This window comes from Pseudomonas sp. KH_027, assembly GCF_057838565.1.
This window is the reverse complement of record NZ_CM174470.1, coordinates 2,584,482-2,609,877: the sequence shown is the minus strand read 5'-3', so window position 1 is coordinate 2,609,877 and position 25,396 is coordinate 2,584,482. Positions and strand designations below refer to the sequence as shown.

The following is a 25,396-nucleotide window of genomic DNA, read 5'->3' as shown; positions in this document are numbered from 1 at the left end:
TTTAACCGGCGCAAGGGGCAGCCGGCGATGTATTCAGAACTGATCCTTCCAGGCGCGCAGGCTGGCAAAGACCGCGCTGGGTAGACGATTTTTGCTGCCATCCCGCTTGTCGGTTTTCTCGATGACGTCGGGTTCGCTGCTGCGTAAAAAGGGATTGGTCGCGCGTTCCAGGGCCAGGGTCGAGGGCAGGCTGATGCGCCCGGCAGCCCGACAGGCGCTGACGTCGGCCAGGCGTTGGGCGATGTCGGGGTTCTGCGGTTCTACCGCTTGGGCGAAGCGCAGGTTGCTGAGGGTGTATTCGTGGGTGCAGTAAACCTGCGTCGGGTCGGGCAGGGCGGCCAGGCGGCTCAGCGAGTCGTACATCTGCTCAGGCGTGCCCTCGAACAAGCGCCCGCAACCGGCGGCGAACAGGGTGTCGCCACAGAACAGCCAGGGGTGCTGCGGGTCGGCATGGTAGTAGGCGATATGCCCGAGGGTATGGCCCGGCACCTCGAAAACCTGAAAGTGGCGGCCGAGCACTTCTACCTGATCGCCTTCACGCAGGGCGATGTCGCGGCCCGGGATGGTCTCCCGCTCGGGGCCCAGAACCCGTGCACCGGTGGCGGCCTTGAGCTGTTCGACGCCGCCGACGTGGTCGAAATGATGGTGGGTGACCAGGATATCGCTCAGTTGCCAGCCGGGATGTGCCGCCAGCCAGGCCAGCACCGGGGCCGCGTCGCCGGGGTCGACCACCGCGCAACGTTGCTTGGCAGTGTCTTGTAACAACCACAGGTAGTTGTCGTTGAAAGCAGGGAGGGCGTCGATCTGTATCATGGCCTGAATCGCTAAGCTGAACACATTGGCGCATCTTAGAGCGCAACTGCCCTGTCTGGCGTTTTTTGTTCAGTCGCGCCCCAGGGTTAATCGACGGAGAGGCTGTTATGACCGATCAGGCTTTCGCCCAGGCCGACCCCGACTGGCTCGCTTTGACCTGTGCCGCGCGCAGTTGGCTCGACGGGCCGCTGGGGCAGCTCTTGCTGGAAGACGAGCGGCGCTTGTTGGAGGACGAGCTGGCGCGCTTCTTCGGTGGTTATCTGGTGCATTACGGACCCTCGGCCGAGGTGCCTTCGAGTGCCAAGCAGATCCAGCGCAATGTGCGCCTGGGGGCGCCCTTGCCTGGGGTCGAGATCGCGTGCGAGGAGCAAGCCTGGCCGCTGACCGAATCCGCCGCGGATGTGGTGGTGTTGCAGCACGGCCTGGACTTCTGTCTGTCACCCCACGGTTTGCTCCGCGAGGCGGCGCGCAGCGTGCGCCCGGGTGGGCATTTGCTGATCATTGGCATCAACCCCTGGAGCAGTTGGGGCTTGCGCCATGTGTTCGCCCGCGATGCCTTGCGTGAGGCGCGCTGTATCGCGCCGACACGGGTCAGCGACTGGCTGCACCTGCTCGGCTTTGCGCTGGAGAAACGTCGCTTCGGGTGCTATCGTCCGCCGCTTGCTTCAAGTGCCTGGCAATCGCGCCTGGGCTGCTTGGAGACTTGGGGGCGTGCCTGGCAGATGCCGGGCGCAGGCTTCTATCTATTGGTGGCGCGCAAGCTGGTAATCGGATTGCGGCCACTGCGTCAGGCCCAGCGAGCGCCCATGGGCAAGCTGGTGCCAATGCCGGTGGCCAAGGTCAGCCGGCGTGATTCCGAAAGTGACACCTGAGCAGCAAAACTAATGAGCGAACAGATCGAAATTTTCACCGACGGCGCCTGCAAAGGTAACCCCGGCCCGGGTGGCTGGGGCGCGCTGCTGGTTTTCAAGGGCGTGGAAAAAGAGTTGTGGGGTGGCGAAGCCAATACCACCAACAACCGCATGGAGCTGACCGCGGCCATCCGTGGCCTGGAAGAGCTCAAGCGGCCGTGCGAAGTGTTGCTGGTGACCGACTCCGAATATGTCATGAAGGGCATGAAGGAGTGGCTGGTCAACTGGAAGAAGCGCGGCTGGAAAACCGCCGCCAAGCAGCCGGTCAAGAATGCCGATCTCTGGCAGCAGTTGGATGAACAGGTCAATCGTCACCACGTCACCTGGAAATGGGTGCGTGGGCACACCGGCCATCATGGCAACGAGCGCGCCGACCAATTGGCCAACCGTGGTGTGGACGAAGTGAGGGGCCTAAAGCATGCGTAGTGTGGTACTGGATACCGAAACCACCGGTATGCCGGTCACCGACGGTCACCGGATCATCGAGATCGGTTGCGTCGAGTTGATCGGTCGGCGTCTGACTGGGCGGCATTTCCATGTCTACCTGCAGCCGGATCGGGAAAGTGATGAGGGCGCCATCGCGGTGCACGGCATCACCAATGAGTTTCTGCTCGACAAGCCACGCTTTCGCGAGGTTGCAGAAGAGTTCTTCGAGTTTATCAAAGACGCGCAGCTGATCATCCATAACGCGGCGTTCGACATCGGCTTCATCAACAACGAATTCGCCTTGATCGGCCAGCAGGAGCGTGCCGACATCACCGAGCATTGCTCGGTGCTCGACACTCTGCTGATGGCCCGTGAGCGTCATCCGGGGCAGCGCAACAACCTCGATGCCCTGTGCAAGCGCTACGACGTAGACAACTCCGGGCGCGAGTTGCACGGTGCGTTGCTCGATGCCGAGATTCTTGCCGACGTCTACCTGAGTATGACCGGTGGCCAGACCAGCCTGTCCCTGGCCGGCAATGCCTCGGATGGCAACAATTCCAGTGGCGGCAGCGAGGCCAGTGAGATTCGCCGCTTGCCGGCCGATCGTCAGCGCACGCGGGTGATCCGTGCCAGTGCCGAAGAGTTGGCCGAGCATGCCGCCCGGCTGGCGATTATCGAAAAATCTGCCGGCGCCGTGCCGCTCTGGGTGCAGATGGAGCAGCCGAAAGCCGACGCCTGAGCCTTGGCTCGGATGCCGAGATGCCGGGCCTGTGCCGCCAGGACAGCCCGAGCGGCGGCTGCTATACCCTGAGTGGCATCGAGGCGTAACTCAGGTGGAGGCGGGATGAGTCAGGGAGCGATGAGCAAGACCGGCAGCATGGGGTTTTGGACCTGTTCCGCGCGGGTGATTGGCAATATGGTCGGTTCGGGGGTGTTTCTCTTGCCGTCCAGCCTCGCTGCCTATGGCGGCTTGAGCCTCCTTCTGGGGGTTTCTGGTGCTGATGGCCGGTAGTGCGCTCTACAGCTGGCGCCAATGGCGCAACCGGGTGCAGGGCGAAGCACTGCTGCAGGAGCCGGCATCAAGCATGGGCTCGTCTCGCGGAACGGAAAACAAAGCCCGCTAAACCCAATGGCTTAGGGGGTGCGCGGGCACGTGCCGCGCCTTGCTCACAAGTATCGGAACGCCAAAGCCGCAATGATGGTCGGCGGCAGTGCGGCCAAAAACAGATTCAGTGGATTCACTGCTTCATCGTCGAAGTGCCCGCGCAAGATGGAAATGCCTGCCGGATTAGGTGCGTTGGCAATGATGGTCAGGCCGCCGCCTGTGACGGCGCCGGCGACCAGGGCGTACTTGAAGCTATCGGACAGGCCTTCGACCAGTGAGCCCAGGTAGGTCAGGGCCGCGTTGTCGGTGACAGCCGTCAGGATGGCCGCGCCGAAGAACACGGCGTCACTGCTCATGCTCATCAGCACCGGTTGCAACCACCACTGCTGCTGCCCGCCCAGTACGACCAGCCCCGCCAGGAAGAAGGCGACCAGCAACCCTTCGCGCAGGATCAAGCGGTTTTGGTGGCGTTGATAGGCATGGGCCACGCCGAGGAAGAAGAGAAACAAGCCCATGAAAACGGCTGTGTGATGAGCAAACACCACGACGCCGGTCAGAAACCCCAGGTGCGCAACGATCAAGGGCAACGGCACGGCGTCGGCACGGGTATTGCTGGTTAGCAGCGGCAACTTGGCCAACTCCTTGCGAAACAGCATCGTCGCGCCGAGGGCATTCACGGCGACCGCAATGGCGGCCTTCCAGCCGAACGTCACCAGCATGAAGCCGATATTCCAGTCCCACTTTCCGGCGACCATCAGCACGGGGGGCGCGGCGAACGGTGTCAGGGTGCCGCCGATTGAGATATTCACGAGCAGCACGCCCAGCGTCGCGTACTTCAATCGCGATGAAGCGCCGCGGGCAAAGATGTGCTCGGCCAGGATCAGCGCAGCCAGCGTCATGGCGGCAGGCTCGGTGATGAATGAACCGAGCAAGGGCACCAGCGCCAAAACGGTGAAATAGAAGCCCATGCTACCCGGCAAGGGGATGGCCCGAGAGACCAGGCGCACACCCGCCATTGCGGTTTGCAGGATCGGCCGGGTGCCCGCAATCACCATGATCGCAAAGACAAACATCGGCTCGGTGAAGTTGCGCGTGTCGAGGTAGTGCGTTGCCACTGTCGGGCCGTCAGTGGCGACCATCGCCAGGATCAGGATCAGCGCCCAGAAGCCAAACACGACTTCGACTTCGCCCAGCAAGTGCCACAACCCGGCATGGGCCGGTCGGCTATGCGCCAATTGCTCGAAAAACTTGGTGGCGAAGGTGTGCAGGATCGCAACGGCAAACAGCACGGCACCTATCAGCTGAATGGTGGTGGGGGTCACGCACTTCTCCTTGGAGTGTCAGTTGGAGCCCTCGGGAAGCTCGGGCGCTCCACCAGAGGTGGGGGAGAGCCTGTAAGCATCGTGCCCGGGGTGAAAATGAATTCGCCAATCAGCAGCTGGCCGGCGACGCCGTGACCGAAGGCCCGGAGCCATCATGGCCGTCGAGCGATCCTTGCCTGGAGGTGGGCGCTGATTGCAGACGAGACTCTAAACAGATCAACAGTTTAACTCGCTTACTCAAAAAGGTTTTGAAGTCCGGCAGCGTGGCCTGCGTCACAGAGGCCGGCATCGACATTTATTGCGCGCTTGTTATAGTTGGGCAGTTTTATCCATAACAATATTTCTATACGCGCCCGCACCGCCTGTGCCGAGGATGACTGTAGTGTCCGACTACAAAGCTTTTCGTGTCGAGTTGGCAGGTAAGATCGCCCATGTAGTGATCAATCGCCCGGAAAAGATCAACGCCATGAACGCCGATTTCTGGACGGAGATCATCGATATCTTCCGCTGGATCGATGTCACCGATGAGGTTCGGGTGGTGGTGCTCTCGGGGGCCGGCAAGCATTTTTCCTCCGGCATCGACCTGATGCTTCTGGCGCAGGCGGGCAATCAGCTGGGCAGTGACGTTGGCCGTAACGCCGAGGCGCTGCGACGCAAGATTCTCGAGCTGCAGGCTTCGTTCAATGCCGTGGATGCCTGCCGCAAACCGGTGCTGGCGGCGATTCAAGGTTTTTGCCTGGGCGGCGCCATCGACCTGATTTCGGCTTGCGACATGCGCTATGCGAGCCTCGATGCGCAATTCTCGATCAAGGAAATCGACATGGGCATGGCCGCCGATGTCGGTACGCTGCAGCGCCTGCCGCGCATTATTGGCGACGGCATGATGCGCGAACTGGCTTTTACCGGTCGTACCATCGGCGGCGAAGAGGCGCGCAGCATCGGCCTGGTCAATCGCACCTTTGCCGATCAAGCGGCACTCCTCGATGGGGTGTTTACTATCGCCCACGAGATCGCCAGTAAGTCGCCGATTGCGATCCGTGGCACCAAGAAGATGATTGGCTACATGCGCGACCACCGCGTCGACGATGGCCTGGAGTACGTCGCGACCTGGAACGCCGCCATGTTGCAATCCGCTGATCTGCGTGTGGCAATGACCGCGCACATGAGCAAGCAAAAGCCGGAATTCGCCGACTGATGCAGTATCAGCCACTGTTTTCATCATCGGCGCTGGAGGCGCACTAGGCCATGGTTTCTGGAGCCACGTCCCTTAGTCTGGTGCGCGACGAGCTGTTCGCCACCATTGAAGAAGCCGAGCAGAGTCTCGAGCAGTTCATTGCCGAGCGGCACAATGGCAGCCTGTTGCAACAGGCGGTCGAGTACCTGCAGCAAGTGCGTGGCACGCTCAATCTGATCGAGCTGGCCGGTGCCGAATTGCTGGCGCAGGAAGTCCTGCAGCAGGCCACCGATATTCCGGCGGGCGCGGGCGAAGAGCGCGATGTGCAGCTGTCGGCGTTGAGCAATGCATTGCATGTGCTGCGTCGCTACCTGGAAAACCTCGAATTCCATCGCCAGGAGATGCCGGAGCTGCTGCTCCCGGCCATCAACGACCTGCGCCAGGCCGGCGCGCAACCGGCCTTGCCGGAGAGCTTTTTCTTCAGCGCGCGGCTCGACCAGGTGCGCCCACAGACTCAGCCGCCAGCCTTCGAGACGGCGTCGCAGAACGCCGATGCACGGCGCCTGCGGCAGATGTATCAAGTCGGCCTGCTGGGTTTCATTCGCGAACAAAACCTGCAGGCCAGCCTGAAGCTCATGGGCCGCGCCTTGATGCGCCTGGATAACCTGTTTGTTGGCCAGGCCCGTGGCCGCTTGTGCTGGATTGGCACCGCCGCGCTCGAAGCGCAGGTCGATGGTCAACTGCTGCCGCGCAAATCCCGCAAGCAGCTGTTCGCCCGCATCGACCGCGAGTTGAAACTGCTGCTCGGTAACGCGCAGTACGAAGCACCGCGCAACCTGCTCAAGGAGCTCTTGTATCTCGTGGCGCTGGCCGACAGCCATGGCCCGCTGGCGACGCAAATGCGCGACACCTTTGGCCTGGCGGCGCTGCCGTTCACGGACCAATTGTTGGAAGAGGAATACCAGCGCCTGGCTGGCCCGGGCCGTGCGGTGATGCGTTCGTTGTCTTCGGCGATTCGTGAAGAGCTGGCCAGCGTCAAAGACCTGCTCGACCTGATCGAGCGTGGCACCGTCGACAGCGAGCGGTTGAGCAGCCTGCATGCGTTGCTCGGCAAGCTGGCCAAGACCCTTGGCATGGTGGGCCTGAGTTCGGCCGGCGCGACGCTCGGCAACCAGCTGCAAGTGGTCGCCGGCTGGAGTGAAAACACCCCGGTCGAGCCGCAGATGCTGCACAAGTTGGCCGATGCGGTGCTCTACGTGGAAAGCATGGTCGCCAGCCTGGAGCGCGGCGAAGGGCGTGACACTCGCCCAGTTGAGGTCCAGCCGGGCGACGAAGCGACCTCCTTTGCCCAGCATCAGCTCACCGAGGCGCGCATCGTGGTGGTTGACGAGGCTCAGGCGGGCCTGGCGCTGGCCAAGCGGGCGATCACCTCTTACCTCGAATCCAATGGCGACAAGCTGCACTTGGCCAATGTCCCCTTCAGCTTGCAGGCCGTGCGTGGCGGGTTGTGGTTCCTCGATCAGAAGCGTGCAGCAGTGCTGGTCGGCGCCTGTGGCGAGTACATCCAGAAGCAGATGCTCGAGACTCCGCAAATGCCCTCCGAGCAGATGCTGGAAACCCTCGCGGATGCGCTGACCAGCCTGGAATATTACCTGGAAGGCGGTGCGGTGCTGCGCCCGGAAACCAGCCCCAGCGTGTTGGATCTTGCAGCCGAAAGCGTGCGTGCTTTGGGCCTTTCGGTGGCCGCCTGATGAGCGCGCGCTGGCAGCCTGCGGTGCTCGATATCGAGAAGCCCGGTGGTTGGGTGCTGGCGCATTACAAACAGAACTTTCTTGCCGACCGCAACGGCGTGCTCTTCCCGCGCGAGTGGCTCAAGCGCCAGGACCTGCCGATTCGCGCCGAGCATGGCCTGGGCTACTTCGATGGCGACCCGATCTACCTGCTCGATCTGGAGCAGGCCGCCGAGGTGCCCGATTGTGCCTGGCAAAGCTTGCGTCAGTTCATGCTACAGGCCGAGTACGAAACCTTCAGGTTGCTGGGTTTTGCCGCCCAGGTCGCGACCTGGGCCGATCAGTTCCGCTTCTGCGGCAGTTGCGGTGCGCGGATGCAGCGCTCGGCCACCGAGCGCTGCATGTACTGCTCGAACTGCGAGCAACAGCATTACCCGCGTCTCTCGCCGAGCATGATCGTGCTGGTGACGCGCGGCGACGAGATCCTCTTGGCGCGTTCGCCGCGCTACGTGCCGGGCATGTACAGCACGCTGGCCGGCTTCGTCGAGCCGGGAGAGTCGGTCGAGCACTGCGTGGCACGCGAGGTGCGTGAGGAAGTCGGGCTGGAAATCCACCAACCGCAGTACCTGGGCAGCCAGGGCTGGCCGTTTCCGCACTCGCTGATGCTCGGGTACCACGCTGAATATGCCAGCGGCGAAATCGTCATGCAGGTCGACGAGATCGAAGATGCGCGCTGGTTCAAGCTCGATGCGCTGCCGCCTTTGCCGCCATCGCGCTCGATTGCGCGCTACCTGGTCGATTTGTACCTGGCGCGCCGCTCAGGCCATGCCGAACCAGTGCTGCCAAGCTAGCCGCGCGGTCAACGCCAGTACCATCAGAATGAATACCGGGCGGATGAATTTCGAGCCGCCTTTGATGGCGGTGCGTGCACCGAAAAAAGCCCCTGCCATCAAGGCAATGCCCATGCTGATGCCGAGCAGCCAGGCAACCTGACCCGAGACGATAAACACCGCCAGCGCCGCGGCATTGCTGACGAAGTTCATGCTGCGCGCTACGCCGCTGGCGCGCAGCAAATCGAGCGGGTAGAGCAGCAGGCTGCTGACCGTCCAGAAGGCCCCGGTGCCAGGGCCGGCAACCCCGTCGTAAAAGCCCAGCCCCAGCCCTTGCGGCCACTGGCGCCCGGTGGCGATGGGCGCATCCGGGTTGGATGGCGCGGCGGGCGTGCCACCGAAGAGCAGATAAAGCCCGCAGGCGAAAACCACCGCCGGCAGCATCTGGTTCAGCCAGGCGGCGGGTAGCCAGTGGGCCAGGCCTGCGCCGAGCAGGGCGCCGATTGCGGTGCCGATCAGGGCGTTGCGCCAAAGTCTTGGCGCGAACAGCTTGCGCCGGTAGAAGGTGTAGCTGGCGGTAGCCGAACCGAAGGTGGCGCACAGCTTGTTGGTGCCGAGCACCAGATGCGGTGGCAACCCGGCGGTGAGCAGTGCGGGAATGGTCAGCAGGCCGCCACCGCCGGCAATGGCGTCGATGAAGCCGGCTACAAAAGCCACCATGGCAAGTATCGCGAGGGTAGTGGGGTCAACAACGAGTTCAAAAGGAAAGGGCATAAAAAGTCGACTAGTGTCCGATTGTGCAGCGACCTGGCTGTTCGTCTGCGGGCTTGCTCCGCATAATGCCGGCTATTTTAAGCGGAAGGAATTGGGCGTATGCAGTATGACGGTTTGGCTTGGGGCATAGCACTGCTGGCATTGCTGGCGGTGTTGGTCGCCGCGCGCATCCTGTTCAATCGGCATTGGTTTCTCGGCTGGCTACGCGGCACCGTGGGTTTGGTCTTTCTGGCGTTGGCCGGGCTGGTCGGATTGGTTGCTTATGACCTGCTCGATTACACGCCGCTGCCCGAAGGCAAGCCACTGGTGACCCTGAGCTTTCAGGCCGACGGCCCGCAACGCTACCGCGTCAACCTGCTGGAGGGCGCCGAAGAGCGCACGGTGGCCCTGGAGGGCGATCTCTGGCAGTTGGATGCGCGGATGATCGAGTGGAAAGGTCTGGCAGCCTTGATTGGTTTGCAACCCGGCTACCGCTTGGAAAAACTCTCTGGGCGTTTCCTTGCGATCGAACAGCAGGCGCTGGCTCAACATGGGCAAGCCACCTTGGCGCAAAGCCCATATGGCGTCGATCTCTGGCGCTGGCTGCGGCTCGGGCAGCACGACCTGTTTCTATTCAATCCGCAGGCCTTGCGGGTGACTTACCTGCCAATTGCCGATGGTGCCGTGTATGCCGTCAGCTTGTCGCCGACCGGCCTGCTGGCCCAGCCACTGAATCAGGCGGCACATCAGGCATTGAAAGACTGGCAATAATGCTCTGCGAATAAAAAAAGGGACCCGATGGGTCCCTTTTTTATTGGCTGGCGATCACTCAGGAGAGGAAGCCGCCATCCACATTCAGCGCCACGCCGGTGGTGTAGCTGGACGCATCGCTGGCCAGGTACAGCACGGTGCCGGCCATTTCGCTGGGGTCTGCCACGCGCTTGAGCGGGATCTGCTGCAGCGCGACGTTGAGGATCGCGTCGTTCTTGACCAGCGCCGAGGCGAACTTGGTGTCGGTCAGGCCGGGCAGCAGCGCGTTGCAGCGGATGCCGAACTGCGCGCATTCCTTGGCGAAGACCTTGGTCATGTTGATCACCGCGGCCTTAGTCACCGAGTAGATGCCCTGGAACACGCCCGGCGATACGCCATTGATCGAGGCAACGTTAATGATGCTGCCTTTGCCATTTTCACGCATCAGCTTGCCGGCTTCGATGGACATGAAGAAGTAGCCGCGGATGTTCACATCCACGGTCTTCTGGAAGGCCGACAGATCGGTGTCCAGCACGTTGCAGAACTGCGGGTTGGTGGCGGCGTTGTTGACCAGGATGTCCAGACGACCGAACTGTTCGCGAATCTGGGCGAACACGCTCTGAATCTGCTCCATCTCGCCGATGTGGCAAGCGATGGCGGTGGCTTTGCCGCCATCGGCGATGATCGCGTCGGCCACGGCCTGGCAGCCGTCGATCTTGCGGCTGGAGACAATGACATGGGCACCTTGCTGGGCCAGCAGTTTGGCGATGGACTCACCGATACCGCGGCTGGCACCCGAGACGAAAGCGATTTTGCCGTCGAGGTCGAACAGTGTGGTCTTGGACATGGGGTTCCCCTAGTGATGGGCCGTTGGTTACAGCGTCGATTTGTTGATGACTTGCAGGCTCATCTGCTCCAGCAGCTTGTTCATGTGGATGAACTGCGCGAAGCGTTTGTCCTGGGTCTGGCCATGGAAGAAGCGGTAGTAAATCTGCTGCACGATGCCAGCCAGGCGGAACAGGCCGTAGGTGTAGTAGAAGTCGAAATTGTCGATCTGGATGCCCGAACGCTCGGCGTAGTAATCGACGAACTCCTGGCGGGTCAGCATTCCGGGGGCATTGCTCGGCTGCCGGCGCATCAGTTGCACCGGCGGCGGGTCATTGGCTTCGATCCAGTAGGCGAGGGTATTGCCCAGGTCCATCAGTGGGTCGCCGATAGTGGTCAGTTCCCAATCCAGTACGCCGATGATTTGCATCGGGTTGTGCGGGTCGAGGATGACGTTGTCGAAGCGGTAGTCGTTATGCACGATGCTCGACTTGTGGTGATCGGCAGGCATCTTGTCTTTCAGCCAGGCTTTAGTGGTTTCCCAGGTCGGCGCGTCAGGGGTCAGAGCCTTCTCGTAGCGGTCACTCCAGCCGCCGATCTGGCGCTGTACATAGCCTTCTGGTTTGCCCAGGTCGCCAAGGCCGCAGGCTTGATAGTCGACGTTGTGCAGTTCGACGAACTTGTCGATAAAGCTCTTGCACAGGGCTGCGGTCTTCTGCGCGTCGAGGCCCAGTTCCGGCGGTAGTTCGGAGCGCAGGATGATGCCGTTGACCCGTTCCATCACATAGAACTCGGCGCCGATCACCGATTCGTCGGTGCAGTGCACGTAGGCTTTCGGGCAATAGGGGAAACCGTCTTTGAGCTGATTGAGAATGCGGTATTCGCGACCCATGTCGTGGGCCGATTTGGCTTTGTGGCCAAATGGCGGACGGCGCAGGACGAACTCCTGCTCAGGGTATTCGAGCAGATAGGTCAGGTTGGATGCACCGCCCGGGAACTGGCTGATGCGCGGCTCGCCAACCAGGCCGGGAATGTGCGCCTTGAGGTACGAGTCAATGATCGCGGCGTCGAGTTCTTCGCCAGCGCGGATACGGGTGGATTGGTCAGTAAGCGCCATGCTTATCCCTTCTACTTATGATGGGGGCCTTCGACTATTGGCTAATCTAATGCCGCTAGGGGGGCGTCACAAGCGTCGCGAGCCCTTATTGGCGAGCGTGTTGCTGGTTAATCAGCCTGCCTGATTGATCAAGCGCAGCAGGTTGGTGGCGAAAAAAAACCGGAGTCTGAAGACTCCGGTTTTTATCTTACGGCACAAGCTTAGATGCTTAGACCGGGAACAGCTCGCCCAGCTTCATCGCCAGCATCATGTCGCCTTCAGCGCGCAGTTTGCCGCCCATGAACGCCTGCATGCCGTCGGTTTCACCGGTGGTGATGCCGGCCAGGGTTTCGGTGTTCATGATCAGGGTGACGTTGGCGTTGGCCGATTCACCTTGGGTCAGTTCGCAAGAGCCATCTTTAACGGTCAGGAAGAAGTTCTCGCCATCTTCGATTTTGAAACCGAATACCAGGTCCAGGCCAGCAGCAGCGGCAGAGTTGAACTTGGATTGCATGTTTTGGGCGATGTCAGCAACTGTGGTCATGGTTCGATCCTTTATAGTTTTCAGGTTTTTCTCGCGGCCTTGCGGGCCACAGTGGGCCGGAACTCAGCGGAAGGTGATGAGTTCCGGCGCCTTCAACAGTTCTAAATGCACATGACTGTTGAAGGAAGCCAGGGCCACCTCGCGACCGCGGAACTTCAAGCGGTTGAGCGAAGTGTTGACGATCTGCCAGTTGAGCTCGAAGGCTCTGTCGGCGGGTACGCCGGTGATGATCTGCAGCAGCGCGGTGATAGTGCCGCCGGAGGTGAATACGGCAACGTTATCCTTGCTGGAGGCTTGTTCGAGAATACGCTCGAGGCCTGCCTGTACGTTGTCGACGAAGCCTGACCAGCTTTCCAGTCCCGGCTGGTCGTGTTCGCCGGAAACCCAGCGACCGATCAGGCGCGAGAACAGGCGCTGGAACTCGGCGCGGTTCTGCGCCGCATTGCGCAGTACATGCAGGGCTTCGGGTTCTTCGGGCAGCAGGTCCGGGAGCAGGGCGCGGATTACCGCGTCGGCATCGAATTCGTTGAAGGCGGCATCTGTTTCGATTTCCGGCACGGCCAGGCCGGCGGCGCTGAGCTGTGCCAGTGCGGCCTTGGCGGTATGCTGCTGGCGCTGCAGGCTGCCACTCAGGCAACGGTCGAGGCGCAGGTCGAGCGCGGCAAAATGCTTGCCCAGCTCTTCGGCCTGGCGAATACCGATAGCGGAAAGCACATCGTAGTCGGCGGCGCCGAACGATGCTTGGCCATGGCGAATCAAGTAAATGCTGCCCACGTCAGCGTCATCCCGCTACGGTGAAAGTCTCGCGAGGTTATGAGGATAGATTGGGCCTGTCAACGAAAAAACATACGCTTGTTTGAATTGCGCGATCTGGCTTTGTATCCAACGGTCGCTATCGAGCGGGTCTGTTAGCTGCTGGTCGGCGACAGGCCGCGTCGGTATGCTTGGGCGATACGCAGGCTGCCCGTAGCAGGGCGGATAGCAGGGAACTTGAGGGGAACCATGTGGAGTTTTTAGCTGAGTACGCTGGCTTTTTGATCAAGACGGTAACGCTGGTCGTGGCCATTCTGGTGGTGCTGGTGGTGATTGCCGCCCTGCGTGGCCGAGGGCGCCGCCGCAGCGGCCAGTTGCAGGTGCATAAACTCAATGACTTCTACAAGGCGCTGCATGAACGCTTGCAGCAATCGGTACTGGATAAGGACCAACTCAAGGCCATTCACAAAGCAGAAGCCAAGGCTGCCAAGCTGGCGAAGAAGCATGGCAAGCACAAGGCGCGGGTTTTCGTGCTGGATTTCGATGGTGATATCAAGGCTTCGGCTACCGAGCACCTGCGCCATGAAGTCACTGCGCTGCTGAGCCTGGCGACGCCGCAGGATGAAGTGGTACTGCGCCTGGAGAGTGGCGGCGGCATGGTGCACAGCTATGGCTTGGCCTCCTCGCAACTGGCGCGTATCCGCCAGGCCGGGGTTCCATTGACCGTCTGTGTAGACAAGGTGGCCGCGAGCGGCGGTTACATGATGGCCTGCATTGGCGAAAAGATTATCTCCGCGCCTTTTGCCATCCTCGGTTCCATCGGCGTGGTGGCGCAATTGCCGAACGTCCATCGCTTGCTGAAAAAGCACGAAATCGATTTCGAGGTGCTTACCGCTGGTGAGTACAAGCGTACGTTGACGGTATTTGGCGAGAATACTGATAAGGGGCGTGAGAAGTTTCAGGAAGACCTGGAAATCACTCACGAATTGTTCAAGAACTTCGTTGCCCGCTATCGCCCGCAACTGGCCATCGATGAGGTGGCGACGGGTGAGGTCTGGCTTGGCCAGGCCGCGCTGGGCAAACAGCTGGTCGACGAGTTGAAGACCAGTGATGAATACCTTGCCGATCGGGCTAAAGCGGCCGACGTGTTCCAGTTGCACTATGCCCAGAAGAAAAGCCTGCAAGAGCGTGTCGGCATGGCGGCCAGTGTCGCCCTCGACCGGCTGGTGCTGACCTGGTGGAGCCGTCTGCAGCAGCAGCGGTTCTGGTAAGCAGGTTTCGACTGACGGGGTTTCCAGTGCTGAGGAGAGAGAAATGAGCGGGTTCAAGGCGCTGCAGGTCAGTGAAGGGGTGGCGGGTGTGTTCGAGCGGAAGGTGGTCGAGCGCGACACCGCCGAGTTGCCCGCTGGCGAGCTGCTGATCCGCGTGCAGTATTCTTCGCTCAACTACAAGGATGCGCTCTCCGCCAGCGGTAACCGTGGTGTGACCCGTAATTATCCGCATACGCCGGGCATCGATGCGGCGGGCGTGGTGGCTGAGTCGAGCGTTGCCGAGTTCGCCACTGGCGATGAAGTGATCATCACCGGCTACGACCTGGGGATGAACACCGCCGGGGGGTTCGGTCAGTACATCCGGGTGCCGGCCGCCTGGGCGATCAAGCGCCCGAAAGGCCTTTCACTGCGTGAGGCGATGGTGCTGGGAACGGCGGGCCTGACGGCGGCGTTGTGCATCGACAAGCTCGAGCAGGCGGGGCTGACGCCTGATGCCGGCCCGGTCCTGGTCACCGGCGCCACGGGAGGCGTGGGCAGCGTGGCTGTCGCGCTGTTGTCGAGCCTCGGCTATCGGGTCGCCGCGTCTACCGGCAAGGCTGAGCAGGGCGCGTTTCTCAAGGGGCTTGGCGCGCAACAGATAGTCGAGCGCAGCGCGCTGCAGGCCGGTACGGATAAACCGATGCTCAAGGAGCAGTGGGCTGGGGCGGTGGACACCGTTGGCGGCGACATTCTGTTCAACGTGGTCAAGTCCCTGCAATACGGCGCCAGTGTGGCCTGTTGTGGGCTGACCGCCGGCGTCGCGTTCACGGGCAGTGTGTTGCCGTTTATTCTGCGCGGGGTCAACGTGCTGGGCGTCGATTCGGTCGAGCTGCCGCTGGTGGTCAAGGCCTCCATGTGGGACAGGCTGTCGGTGCAGTGGAAACTGACCAACCTCGAGGCGCTGGCCCATGAGCTCACTCTTGAACAACTGCCGGAAGCGATCGAGCAGATTCTCGCCGGCAAGCAGGTCGGGCGGGTGCTGGTAAACCTGGACTGAGCCTGCATAAGTCGCGCGAAACGGCCCGGCATTTGCCGGGCCGTTTCGTGTCAAGCCTGGCTGACGTACATGGTGATCTCGGCCCGCAGCACGGCTTTGTCACCGACATAAGCCATGACCGGGACGGTGACATCACCGAGGGTGTTCCAGTCCACTGCGCTGCCATCGGCGACAGCGCGAATATCGCCATCCGCCTTGGCCAGGTATTCCACCGTCATGCCGCGCGGAATCCAGCGGCAGCCGGCTGGAATCGAGGCATCGGTCATGGTGCCGGCAACGAGCTCGGCGGCGTTGCACAGGGCAATGGCATGCACGGTGCCGATATGGTTGAGGACTTCACGACGTTTTGCAAAGGTCACCTCGGCATAGCCTTGGCGCAGTTCGACGAACTGTGGGGCGATGCTGGCAAAGTAAGGCGCCACCTGGCCGATCATGGCACTGAACTGCGCCGCGCCGGCCTGTTTGTACATCTGCAACATCTGACTCATGGGTAATTCCTTGATAGGGTTCGGGATTGAAGATGTGTGCGCACCGAGGCAGTATATGAGCTCTAGAAATTAATTCTAGAAAAATATTCTAGTACGAATTTTCCAAGGAAACCCATGGGCCGTCCCTCCCGTAAAGACGAGATCCTCCAGGCCGCCCTGGCCTGTTTCACCGAGATCGGCGTGGATGCCACCACCATCGAGATGATCCGTGATCGCTCGGGGGCCAGTATCGGTAGCCTGTATCACCACTTCGGCAACCGGGAACGCATCATCGGCGCGCTCTACCTTGCGGGTGTCGGCGAATATGCCGCGCGCCTGGAAGCGGGCTTTGCCACGGTGGAAAGCGCGCAGGAGTACGTCAAGCTGTTGGTGATCAGCTACATCGATTGGGTGGTGGCGAACCCGGACTGGGCGCGTTTCATCCTGCACAGCCGTGGACGGGTTGAAGCCAGTGAACTGGGCGAGCAACTGCGTGAGTCCAATCGGGTGCACTACGGGCGAATCGGCGAGGCGCTATCGACCTATCGCTCGGCGGGGGCGTTCAAGGCGATGCCGGCGGAGTGTTTTGCTTCGGTGGTGATTGGTCCGACCCAGGATTTTGCCCGCAACTGGCTTGCGGGGCGCACCCAGACGAGTTTGGCGGAGTGCCGCGAGCTGCTGGCGCAGATAGCCTGGGACAGCGTCAGGGCTTGAATGCGATCCCCTGGCGGACGATGAAAAAAGCCCCGCGGTGCGGGGCTTTTCTTATGCGCGGACGAGGCGTCAGTCTTGCCGGCGGCGGAACAGCGGCAGTGGCTGGTCGGCAGCGTTCTGGTAGAACTCGCTGAAGTCCTTGAGGCCTTCCAGCGCATCGAACGGATCGCGATCCGGGCGTACGGCGAAGGCATCGAAGCCACAGCGGCGCATAAAGAACAGTTGGTCGCGCAATACATCGCCGATGGCCCGCACTTCGCCAGTGTAGCGGTAGCGCTCACGCAACAGGCGCGCACTGGAGAAGTGGCGGCCGTCGGTGAATGCCGGGAAGTTCAGGGCGATCACCTGGAAGTGGGCGAGGTCGTCAGCCAGCTCTTCCACGGCTTCATCACTGTCCAGCCACACGCCCAGGCCGCCGTCACGGGCTTTGAGCGCATGGCTGTGCTCGCGCCAGAGGCTCAGCGGCACGATCAGGTCGTCGCAGTTGGACAGGCCTTCGAGCGAGGCATCCTTGGGCAGCAGGTGCCAGGTTTCGTCGATGACTTGGTTGTTTTTAATGATTCGCTGCATAAACACGTTCCTTGAAGGGGTCGATGCCGATACGGCGGAAGGTGTCGATGAAGCGCTCGTCTTCGGTGCGCTTCTCGACGTAGACATTGATCAGTTTTTCGATCACATCCGGCATTACGTCCTGGGCGAAGGAGGGGCCGAGGATTTTGCCCAGGCTGGCGTCACGGCTGGCGCTGCCGCCGAGGGAAACCTGGTAGAACTCTTCACCTTTCTTGTCCACGCCGAGGATGCCGATATGGCCCACGTGGTGGTGGCCGCAGGCATTCATGCAGCCGGAGATGTTCAGGTCGATTTCACCGATGTCGAACAGGTAATCCAGGTCTTCGAAGCGGCGCTGGATGGCTTCGGCGATCGGGATCGACTTGGCGTTGGCCAGCGAGCAGAAGTCGCCACCCGGGCAGCAGATGATGTCGGTCAGCAAGCCGATATTCGGCGTCGCGAAACCGTTCTCGCGCAGCTCGCCCCAGAGCTGGAACAGCTTGGCCTGTTCGACGTCGGCGAGAATGATGTTCTGCTCGTGGGAGTTGCGCACCTCGCCGAAGCTGAAGCGATCGGCCAGGTCGGCGATGACATCCAGCTGCTTGTCAGTGACATCGCCCGGGGCGACGCCGGTTGGTTTCAGCGACAGGGTGACGGCGGCATAGCCCGGCTTCTTGTGGGCGACCACGTTGCGGGCGCGCCAGCGGGCAAAACCCGGGTGCTCGGCATCGAGCTGGGCGAGGGCGGCGTCTTCGTCGGGCAGGGCTTGGTAGCCGGGGTCGACGAAGTACTGGCTCACCCGCTGGACTTCGGTGTCGGTCAGGGTGCTGGGGCCGTCCTTGAGGAACGCCCACTCGGCCTCGACCTTTTCGGCGAAGACATCCGGGCCGAGTGCTTTGACCAGGATCTTGATCCGCGCCTTGAACTTGTTATCGCGACGGCCATAGCGGTTGTAGACCCGCAGAATGGCGTCCAGATACGTCAGCAGGTGCTGCCAGGGCAGGAATTCATTGATAAAGGAGCCAACCACTGGCGTACGACCGAGGCCGCCCCCCACGGAAACCCGGAAGCCCAGTTCGCCGGCAGCGTTATGGACGGCTTCCAGGCCAATGTCGTGCACTTCGATCGCCGCGCGGTCACTGACCGCACCATTGACGGCAATCTTGAATTTGCGCGGCAGGTAGGCGAACTCGGGATGGAAGGTCGACCACTGGCGGATGATTTCGCACCAGGGGCGCGGGTCGATCAGTTCATCCTTGGCGACACCGGCGAATTGGTCGGTGGTGGTGTTGCGGATGCAGTTGCCGCTGGTCTGGATCGCGTGCATCTGCACGGTCGCCAGCTCGGCGAGGATATCGGGTACGTCTTCCAGCTCGGGCCAGTTGAACTGGACGTTCTGCCGGGTACTGATGTGCGCGTAGCCTTTGTCGAAGTCACGGGCGATTTGCGCCATCTTGCGCACTTGAGCCGAGGACAGCAGGCCGTATGGAACGGCAACGCGCAGCATCGGCGCATAGCGCTGGATGTAGAGACCATTCTGCAAACGCAGCGGGCGGAACTCTTCGCCTGACAGCTCGCCAGCCAGGTAACGGCGGGTCTGATCACGGAACTGCCTGACGCGGCTCTCGATGATGTGTTGATCGTATTTATCGTAGACGTACATGAAGTGTCCTGTTTTCAGGCTGCTTACAGCTAATCAGCGCGCACGGCCGCGCACTCCTGGCGGAGCTGGGGCAAGATACCAGCTCAGAGTTATGCGCAAAAGTGATGTTTTAATATAAGTACAGAACCTTGGGGTATAAACAAAAGCCAGTGCGCCGCTGCACAGCTTGAGTCGGCGGCCTTCCTGGTCTTAACTGCCAAAGCGAGCCACCTAATAAACACAACAACAGGGGAAGCCATGACCGACCATTCCGAACCCGATAACCGCGACAGCGTGGTTGATGCACGCGCGATCTTCATCTTGATCCTGCTGGCAGTGGCCACCGCAGTGTACTGGGTGAGTCACCAGTAACCGGCCCAACATCGAACTTCAGCGGCGCCGTCTCTGGCTACCAAGCAGAGGCGGCGTCATTGTTTCGGCGCCTTGTTGATGAGTGGTGACATAAGGCCACTACCGTGGCTGGTATACTGCGCTGCGAATTTACCTGTGAGTGCTGAAGTTGAAGTGGTTTTTGTGGGTGGCGGTTGCAATATCGGGGTTGCTTGCCTGTGGTCTGGCCAGTGCGGCCACCGTGGTTTTCCTGAATCCGGGTAAGTCTACCGAGACCTACTGGGTCAGCTATTCGCAGTTCATGCAGGCCGCCGCCGATGATCTCGATATGTCGCTGCAAATCCTGTATGCCGAGCGTGACCCGCAGATGATGCTCAGCCAGGCGCGCGCAGTGCTGCAGGGCACGTCGCGGCCGGACTACCTGATCTTCGTCAACGAGCAGAGTGCCGGCCCGGAGATTTTGCGCCTCTCCAAGGATTCCGGGGTCAAACTCTTCGCGGTTGGTAGCACGCTGACAGCCGACCAGCAGAGCCTGCTTGGCCATGACCGGGGCCTGTACCCGAACTGGATCGGTAGCCTGGTGCCGAACGACGAAGAAGCGGGTTATATGATGGCCAGCGGCCTGATCCAGCAGCGGCGTTTGCGCGTCTCCGCCGGGCCGCTGGAAATGCTGGCGTTTTCGGGTATCAAGCAGACCCCGGCCGCTCAACTGCGGGAGAAGGGGTTGCGCAAGGCACTGGCCGAGCACCCTGAAGTGCGCTTGCGGCAGTTGGTGTACAGCGAGTGGAATAATCAACGTGCCTACGATCAGGCTCATGTGTTGCTGCCACGCTATCCGGCGGTCAGCCTGATCTGGGCGGCGAATGACGAAATGGCCTTCGGCGCCATGCGCGCGGCGGAAGAGCTGGGCAAGACACCGGGTCAGGACATGCTTTTTTCGGCCATCAACACCTCACCCGAAGTGTTGATGGCGCGCCAGCAGGATCGCGTCAGCGTTCTGGTCGGCGGCCACTTCACTGGGGGCGGTTGGGCAATGGTGCTGCTGCATGACTACGATGCCGGTCTGGACTTCGCCACACGTGGCGGCAAGGATCGTCAGGTCCCGCTGTTCATGTTGCTGGACAAGCAGCAATCAGCACGCCTGCTGCAACAGATCCAAACAAAAGGCTACCGGCTGAATTTTCGCCGTTTCAGCGCCGTCAATCGACCCAAGATGCGCACCTACGATTTCTCGTTGAAAGCGCTGCTCAACTGAGCGTCAGAGTCCGGCCAGGTGCAGGACGAACTTGACCACCCCGAAGATCACCAGCACGAAGACTGACGTGAAAAGCAGGCCCAGAATGATGAAGTGGCTGGGTTTGCCGCGTGTGAAGTCACGGGTGCGATTCTTCCCGCTCTGTACGCCGAACGCCGCGGCCAGCACGCTGTGGAGCATCTGCCAGAGCGTTGGCGGTTTGTCGTTGTCGTTGTTTTGCTCGTCCATAAACCTCTCCTGGGTTTCAATCGCTTGCAAGGCGCTAACGCTGAGTCCGCGCCCGACTGCCTCATTGCCGGATCCATGCGACAGCCATTGAAACCCATGCGCATAGGGTAATTGGCAGGCGCCAGATGGCCTGCCAACCATAGCTCAATACTGTTCCGATCGGGCTGTACGCGGGGAAAGTCCTGCATGCGGCTAGCCGGCAAACCCGGCTTTTACGAACAATTCAGCGGCTTCACTGAAGGGGGGCGCCGAGGGGGCGTGAATCGGCACAGGGTGCGGATGACGCCATAGCCATCTCCGAACTCGCGCAGCTGGATGCTCAGTTTCAGGTGTAATTGCTGAAGGTCGAACCGCAGCAGAGCAACTTGAGTGTCGTGCTCGGTTTCAAGAACGAAATCGACAAACTCTTGCGGCGGATCAACCTCAGGCAGACCGGCATCTTGCTGGCCAGGGTCAAGTCGGTGTGCTTGTGGGGCGCGATTACAGTCTGAGCCAATAAGCCAAGCCAGGGCGCTTCAAGCCGAAACCTGGCATTGTCCTGTGCGCGGTTTAACCCGCCCGCCAAGGTTCATGCTATCGTTTTGATTTAGCTGAAGAAGCTGTGCGGAGCTGTAAATGAAATTCATACATCAGCGTGAACATCTGAATGAGGACGATATTGTCGTCATCGAGTGTTCGCAAACCTGCAATATTCGCCTGATGAGCGACGCGAATTTTCGCAGCTTCAAGAATGGCGCTCGGCATAGCTATCACGGCGGCGCCTTCGACAAATTCCCAGTGAAAATCCCGGTGCCCAGTACCGGGTTCTGGAACATCACCATCGACACCGTCACGCGCAAGGCGATCAGTGTCACCCGCAAGCCGACGCTCACACACTCGATCAAGATCGTCCGCAAGTCGCCATCACGGCTGAGTTGAGTGTTGCAGGCGCGCGCAGCGGCGCTTCAAAACGACCAGGCCCGCATGTGCGAGCCTGGTCGTTTAGCAATGCCTCAACTCAGTTGTCGTAACCCAGATTCGGCGCCAGCCAACGTTCGCTGACGGCCAGTTCCTGGGCTTTGCGTTCGGTGTAGCTCTGCACCTGATCCTTGTCGACCTTGCCGACGGCGAAGTACTGCGCCTGCGGGTGGGCGAAGTACCAGCCGCTGACGGCTGCTGCCGGGAACATGGCGTAGTGTTCGGTGAGAAACACGCCGCTGCGCCCAGCCTGGCCTTCTTCGGCGGCAGGGTCGAGCAGGTCGAACAGGGTGCCTTTCTCGGTGTGGTCCGGGCAGGCCGGGTAGCCCGGGGCAGGGCGTATGCCTTTGTAGGCTTCCTTGATCAGGTCGTCGTTGCTCAGTTGTTCGTCCGGCTCGTAGCCCCAATAGGTTTTGCGCACCTGCTGGTGCAGCCACTCGGCGCAGGCTTCGGCCAGACGGTCGGCGAGAGCTTTGACCATGATCGAGTTGTAGTCGTCGCCTTTGTCCTGATAGGCCTTGGCCACTTCTTCAGCGCCGATGCCGGCGGTGGTGATAAAGCCGCCGACGTAATCGGTGATGCCGCTGTCTTTCGGTGCGACGAAATCCGCCAGGGAGAAGTTCGGCTTGCCGTCGGTTTTGATCGTCTGCTGACGCAGGTGATGCAGCCTGGCCAGCGGCTGGCCGTCGTCGCCGTAGACTTCCAGGTCGTCCTCCTGCACCTGATTGGCCGGCCAGAAGCCGAATACGGCACGGGCCTTGATCAGCTTGCCGTCGATCAGTTTCCTGAGGATGTCCTGGGCGTCGGCGAACAGCGCGGTCGCCGCTTCGCCGACCACTTCATCGGTGAGGATGCGCGGGTATTTGCCGGCCAGGTCCCAGGAGATGAAGAACGGTGTCCAGTCGATGTACTCGGCCAGAACGTTGAGGTCGATATCGTCCAGCACCTTGGCGCCGGTGAAGGTCGGTACGGTCGGCTGATAGGTCGCCCAATCGAATTTCGGTTTGTTGGCGATTGCGGCCGCATAGCTCAGGCGCTCGGTGCGGGCGCTGCGGTTGGCGGTGCGCTCACGCACTTCGATGTACTCGAGGCGGGTCTTTTCGACGAAGCCGGCTTTCAGTTCCTTGGAGAGCAATTGCGTGGCCACGCCGACCGCGCGCGAAGCGTCGGTGACGTAGATCACCGCATCGTTCTGGTACTTGGGCTCGATTTTTACCGCGGTGTGGGCCTTGGAGGTGGTCGCGCCACCGATCATCAGCGGCAGGCTGAAGCCCTGGCGCTGCATCTCGCGGGCAACATGGACCATTTCATCCAGCGACGGGGTGATCAGGCCGGACAAGCCAATGATGTCGCACTTCTCGGCGATGGCGGTTTGCAGAATCTTTTCCGCCGGCACCATCACGCCCAGGTCGACGATGTCATAGCCGTTGCAACCCAATACCACGCCGACGATGTTCTTGCCGATGTCGTGCACGTCGCCCTTGACCGTAGCCATGAGGATCTTGCCCTTGGCTTCCGGTTTGTCGCCTTTCTCCAGTTCGATAAAGGGGATCAGGTGCGCCACGGCCTGTTTCATCACTCGCGCGGATTTGACCACTTGCGGGAGGAACATCTTGCCTTCGCCGAACAGGTCGCCGACCACGTTCATGCCGGCCATCAACGGGCCTTCGATCACTTCGATCGGGCGTGCGCATTGCTGGCGGCACTCTTCGGTGTCTTCGACGATGTGGGTGGTGATGCCCTTGACCAAGGCATGCTTGAGCCGTTCGGTGACGGTCCAGGTGCGCCACTCCTCGGTCTCGGCTTCCTTGACACTGCCGTCGCCCTTGTATTGGTCGGCGATGGCCAGCAGCGCATCGGTGCCATGCGGGGTGCGGTTGAGCACCACGTCTTCGACGCGCTCGCGCAGTTCTTTCGGAATCTCGTCGTAGATCTCCAGCTGGCCGGCGTTGACGATGCCCATGGAGAGGCCGTTCTTGATCGCGTAGTAGAGGAACACCGAGTGGATCGCTTCGCGCACCGGGTTGTTGCCGCGGAACGAGAACGACACGTTCGATACCCCACCCGAGGTCAGCGCATAGGGCAGGTGGTCGCGGATGTAGGCGCAGGCGTTGATGAAGTCGACGGCATAGTTGTTGTGCTCTTCGATGCCGGTGGCGACGGCGAAGATGTTCGGGTCGAAGATGATGTCCTGCGGCGGGAAACCGACCTGGTTGACCAGGATGTCGTAGGAGCGCGCGCAGATTTCGATCTTGCGCTTTTCAGTGTCGGCCTGGCCGTCTTCGTCGAAGGCCATCACCACCACGGCGGCACCGTAGCGCTTGCAGAGCTTGGCGTGGTGAATGAACTGCTCGACGCCTTCCTTCATGGAAATCGAGTTGACGATGCCCTTGCCCTGGATGCATTTGAGGCCGGCTTCGATCACTTCCCACTTGGAGGAGTCGATCATGATCGGTACGCGGGAAATATCCGGCTCGGAGGCGATCAGATTGAGGAAGGTGACCATGGCCTTCTTCGAATCGAGCATGCCCTCGTCCATGTTGATGTCGATCACCTGGGCGCCGGCTTCCACCTGTTGCAGCGCCACTTCCAGGGCTTCGGTGTAGTTGTCCTCGCGGATCAGGCGGGCGAACTTGACACTACCGGTGATGTTGGTGCGCTCGCCGACGTTCACGAACAGCGAGCTGCGGTCGATGGTGAACGGTTCGAGCCCGGCCAGGCGGCAGGCTTTCGGAATGTCCGGGATCACCCGTGGCGCGTACTTGGCGACGGCTTCGGCAATCGCCTTGATGTGCGCGGGCGTGGTGCCGCAGCAGCCGCCGACTATGTTGAGGAAGCCCGAGGCGGCGAATTCCTCGACCACTACGGCCATTTCCGCGGGGCTTTCGTCGTACTCGCCGAAGGCGTTCGGCAGGCCGGCGTTGGGGTGCGCGGACACATGGGTGTCGGCTTTGTCCGACAGCTCTTCCAGGTACGGGCGCAGTTCTTTGGCGCCGAGGGCGCAGTTCAGGCCGACCGAGATCGGGTTGGCGTGGCTGATGGAGTTCCAGAACGCTTCGGTGGTCTGCCCGGAGAGCGTGCGACCGGAGGCGTCGGTGATGGTGCCGGAAATCATGATCGGCAGTTCGAAGCCGAGTTCTTCGTACACGCCTTGCACGGCGAAGATCGCCGCCTTGGCATTCAGGGTGTCGAAGATGGTTTCGATCAGGATCAGGTCTGCGCCGCCCTCGATCAGGCCGCGAGTGGCCTCGGTGTAGTTCTCCACCAGCTCGTCGAAGCTGACGTTGCGGTAGCCGGGGTTGTTCACATCCGGCGACAACGAGCAGGTGCGGCTGGTCGGGCCGAGCACGCCGGCGACGAAGCGCGGACGGTCCGGGGTTTCCAGGGTCTTTGCATCTGCCACCTGACGGGCCAGACGCGCGCCTTCGACGTTCAACTCATAGACCAGGCTCTCCATGCCGTAGTCGGCCTGGGAAACTTGAGTGGCGTTGAAGGTGTTGGTTTCGAGGATGTCGGCGCCGGCATCCAGATAGGCCTTCTCGATCGCGCCGATCACGTCCGGGCGGCTGAGGATCAGTAGATCGTTGTTGCCCTTTACATCGCTCGGCCAGTCGGCGAAGCGGCTGCCGCGGTAGTCCTGTTCCTCGAGCTTGTAGCTCTGGATCATGGTGCCCATGCCGCCGTCGAGAATCAGGATGCGCTCTTTGAGGGCTTGCTGGAGAGCGTGGAGGCGAGCGCTGCGGTCGGACATGGATGAATTACCTGATAAAGCACGGGAAAAGAATGGGCGGATGATACCAAAGCTGTGCGCCTTTGCAGCCTGGTGCCATTTTGCATGAGCAGCATTCATGTTGGCGGGTTGGCTTTACGGTGCGCTAGCCGGATAAAATCGCC

At 61.2% G+C, this 25,396-nt stretch carries 25 protein-coding genes and 1 pseudogene; 14 read left to right on the top strand and 12 right to left on the bottom strand.

Going from position 1 to position 25,396, the window contains the following annotated elements:
- Positions 1-33 precede the first annotated feature (33 nt).
- Positions 34-813 (bottom strand): hydroxyacylglutathione hydrolase, encoded by a 780-nt coding sequence (gene gloB, locus AC3IYG_RS12270; protein WP_489308750.1) that lies wholly within the window; start codon positions 811-813, stop codon positions 34-36.
- Between the two features lie 107 nt (positions 814-920).
- Here gloB and AC3IYG_RS12265 point away from each other — a divergent pair, with 107 nt between their 5' ends.
- The 4 genes and pseudogenes from AC3IYG_RS12265 to AC3IYG_RS12250 form a co-directional block, all read left to right on the top strand.
- Positions 921-1,685, top strand: a complete 765-nt coding sequence (locus tag AC3IYG_RS12265) for a methyltransferase domain-containing protein (protein ID WP_489308748.1) — start codon at positions 921-923, stop codon at positions 1,683-1,685.
- A 12-nt stretch (positions 1,686-1,697) separates the two neighbouring features.
- On the top strand, positions 1,698-2,150 hold the full coding sequence (rnhA, locus tag AC3IYG_RS12260; RefSeq protein WP_489308746.1) for a ribonuclease HI: 453 nt from the start codon (positions 1,698-1,700) through the stop codon (positions 2,148-2,150).
- A complete protein-coding gene (dnaQ, locus tag AC3IYG_RS12255) occupies positions 2,143-2,889 on the top strand; it encodes a DNA polymerase III subunit epsilon (protein ID WP_489308744.1) in 747 nt (248 codons plus the stop codon). Before rnhA ends, dnaQ begins: the two co-directional genes overlap by 8 nt.
- Before the next feature lie 105 nt (positions 2,890-2,994).
- A pseudogene (locus AC3IYG_RS12250) lies at positions 2,995-3,129 on the top strand (amino acid permease); the annotation flags it as partial.
- A 188-nt stretch (positions 3,130-3,317) separates the two neighbouring features.
- On the opposite strand, the gene AC3IYG_RS12245 reads toward AC3IYG_RS12250, so the two are convergent.
- Entirely contained in the window at positions 3,318-4,577 is a 1,260-nt protein-coding gene (locus AC3IYG_RS12245) for a putative Na+/H+ antiporter (protein ID WP_489308742.1), read from the bottom strand.
- Positions 4,578-4,959: 382 nt separating this feature from the next.
- Here AC3IYG_RS12245 and AC3IYG_RS12240 point away from each other — a divergent pair, with 382 nt between their 5' ends.
- From AC3IYG_RS12240 to nudC, 3 genes are read left to right on the top strand one after another with little or no spacing between them, the layout of a single operon-like run.
- Entirely contained in the window at positions 4,960-5,772 is an 813-nt protein-coding gene (locus AC3IYG_RS12240) for a crotonase/enoyl-CoA hydratase family protein (RefSeq protein WP_489308740.1), read from the top strand.
- 50 nt (positions 5,773-5,822) lie between these two features.
- Positions 5,823-7,502, top strand: a complete 1,680-nt coding sequence (locus tag AC3IYG_RS12235; RefSeq protein ID WP_489308738.1) for a FimL-related protein — start codon at positions 5,823-5,825, stop codon at positions 7,500-7,502.
- Positions 7,502-8,332, top strand: coding sequence for an NAD(+) diphosphatase (gene nudC, locus AC3IYG_RS12230; protein ID WP_489308736.1), 831 nt, complete (start codon positions 7,502-7,504; stop codon positions 8,330-8,332). Before AC3IYG_RS12235 ends, nudC begins: the two co-directional genes overlap by 1 nt.
- Here nudC and AC3IYG_RS12225 read toward each other — a convergent pair.
- Entirely contained in the window at positions 8,300-9,085 is a 786-nt protein-coding gene (locus AC3IYG_RS12225) for a TSUP family transporter (RefSeq protein ID WP_489308734.1), read from the bottom strand. The genes nudC and AC3IYG_RS12225 overlap by 33 nt on opposite strands.
- Positions 9,086-9,184: 99 nt before the next feature.
- Between AC3IYG_RS12225 and AC3IYG_RS12220 the strand changes: the two genes are divergently transcribed.
- Positions 9,185-9,835 carry a hypothetical protein gene (locus AC3IYG_RS12220; RefSeq protein ID WP_489308732.1) on the top strand — a complete coding sequence of 217 codons (651 nt, stop codon included), beginning with the start codon at positions 9,185-9,187 and terminating at the stop codon, positions 9,833-9,835.
- Positions 9,836-9,893: 58 nt separating this feature from the next.
- Here AC3IYG_RS12220 and AC3IYG_RS12215 read toward each other — a convergent pair whose 3' ends face one another.
- The 4 genes from AC3IYG_RS12215 to AC3IYG_RS12200 form a co-directional block, all read right to left on the bottom strand.
- Positions 9,894-10,661: an SDR family oxidoreductase gene (locus AC3IYG_RS12215; protein ID WP_489308730.1), complete on the bottom strand. Its 768-nt coding sequence runs from the start codon at positions 10,659-10,661 to the stop codon at positions 9,894-9,896.
- 27 nt (positions 10,662-10,688) lie between these two features.
- Positions 10,689-11,756 (bottom strand): phosphotransferase family protein, encoded by a 1,068-nt coding sequence (locus AC3IYG_RS12210; protein WP_489308728.1) that lies wholly within the window; start codon positions 11,754-11,756, stop codon positions 10,689-10,691.
- A gap of 208 nt (positions 11,757-11,964) precedes the next feature.
- On the bottom strand, positions 11,965-12,279 hold the full coding sequence (locus tag AC3IYG_RS12205) for an SCP2 sterol-binding domain-containing protein (protein ID WP_489308726.1): 315 nt from the start codon (positions 12,277-12,279) through the stop codon (positions 11,965-11,967).
- Between the two features lie 63 nt (positions 12,280-12,342).
- Positions 12,343-13,053, bottom strand: a complete 711-nt coding sequence (locus AC3IYG_RS12200; RefSeq protein ID WP_489308724.1) for a histidine phosphatase family protein — start codon at positions 13,051-13,053, stop codon at positions 12,343-12,345.
- Positions 13,054-13,283: 230 nt separating this feature from the next.
- Between AC3IYG_RS12200 and sohB the strand changes: the two genes are divergently transcribed.
- Together sohB and AC3IYG_RS12190 are read left to right on the top strand one after the other, a co-directional pair.
- Positions 13,284-14,303, top strand: coding sequence for a protease SohB (sohB, locus tag AC3IYG_RS12195; RefSeq protein WP_489308722.1), 1,020 nt, complete (start codon positions 13,284-13,286; stop codon positions 14,301-14,303).
- Positions 14,304-14,346: 43 nt separating this feature from the next.
- A complete protein-coding gene (locus AC3IYG_RS12190; protein ID WP_489308720.1) occupies positions 14,347-15,339 on the top strand; it encodes a YhdH/YhfP family quinone oxidoreductase in 993 nt (330 codons plus the stop codon).
- A 50-nt stretch (positions 15,340-15,389) separates the two neighbouring features.
- Here AC3IYG_RS12190 and AC3IYG_RS12185 read toward each other — a convergent pair whose 3' ends face one another.
- Positions 15,390-15,827: a hotdog fold domain-containing protein gene (locus AC3IYG_RS12185; RefSeq protein WP_489308718.1), complete on the bottom strand. Its 438-nt coding sequence runs from the start codon at positions 15,825-15,827 to the stop codon at positions 15,390-15,392.
- Positions 15,828-15,941: 114 nt separating this feature from the next.
- Here AC3IYG_RS12185 and AC3IYG_RS12180 point away from each other — a divergent pair, with 114 nt between their 5' ends.
- Positions 15,942-16,520 carry a TetR/AcrR family transcriptional regulator gene (locus tag AC3IYG_RS12180; RefSeq protein ID WP_489308716.1) on the top strand — a complete coding sequence of 193 codons (579 nt, stop codon included), beginning with the start codon at positions 15,942-15,944 and terminating at the stop codon, positions 16,518-16,520.
- A 69-nt stretch (positions 16,521-16,589) separates the two neighbouring features.
- Here AC3IYG_RS12180 and AC3IYG_RS12175 read toward each other — a convergent pair whose 3' ends face one another.
- Positions 16,590-17,090 carry a DUF934 domain-containing protein gene (locus AC3IYG_RS12175; RefSeq protein ID WP_489308714.1) on the bottom strand — a complete coding sequence of 167 codons (501 nt, stop codon included), beginning with the start codon at positions 17,088-17,090 and terminating at the stop codon, positions 16,590-16,592.
- A complete protein-coding gene (locus tag AC3IYG_RS12170) occupies positions 17,074-18,732 on the bottom strand; it encodes a nitrite/sulfite reductase (protein WP_489308712.1) in 1,659 nt (552 codons plus the stop codon). The genes AC3IYG_RS12175 and AC3IYG_RS12170 overlap by 17 nt, the downstream gene beginning before the upstream one ends.
- A gap of 517 nt (positions 18,733-19,249) precedes the next feature.
- Between AC3IYG_RS12170 and AC3IYG_RS12165 the strand changes: the two genes are divergently transcribed.
- Positions 19,250-20,317: an ABC transporter substrate-binding protein gene (locus AC3IYG_RS12165; protein WP_489308710.1), complete on the top strand. Its 1,068-nt coding sequence runs from the start codon at positions 19,250-19,252 to the stop codon at positions 20,315-20,317.
- 3 nt (positions 20,318-20,320) lie between these two features.
- Here the strand turns inward: AC3IYG_RS12165 and AC3IYG_RS12160 are convergent, their stop codons facing one another.
- Entirely contained in the window at positions 20,321-20,545 is a 225-nt protein-coding gene (locus AC3IYG_RS12160) for a DUF2970 domain-containing protein (RefSeq protein WP_489308708.1), read from the bottom strand.
- Positions 20,546-20,880: 335 nt separating this feature from the next.
- Here AC3IYG_RS12160 and AC3IYG_RS12155 point away from each other — a divergent pair, with 335 nt between their 5' ends.
- Both AC3IYG_RS12155 and AC3IYG_RS12150 read left to right on the top strand, forming a co-directional pair.
- Positions 20,881-21,036 (top strand): hypothetical protein, encoded by a 156-nt coding sequence (locus AC3IYG_RS12155; protein ID WP_489308706.1) that lies wholly within the window; start codon positions 20,881-20,883, stop codon positions 21,034-21,036.
- A 124-nt stretch (positions 21,037-21,160) separates the two neighbouring features.
- Positions 21,161-21,463: a DUF1883 domain-containing protein gene (locus tag AC3IYG_RS12150; protein ID WP_489308704.1), complete on the top strand. Its 303-nt coding sequence runs from the start codon at positions 21,161-21,163 to the stop codon at positions 21,461-21,463.
- Positions 21,464-21,542: 79 nt separating this feature from the next.
- On the opposite strand, the gene metH is transcribed toward AC3IYG_RS12150, so the two are convergent.
- A complete protein-coding gene (gene metH / locus AC3IYG_RS12145) occupies positions 21,543-25,253 on the bottom strand; it encodes a methionine synthase (RefSeq protein WP_489308702.1) in 3,711 nt (1,236 codons plus the stop codon).
- Positions 25,254-25,396: the final 143 nt, after the last annotated feature.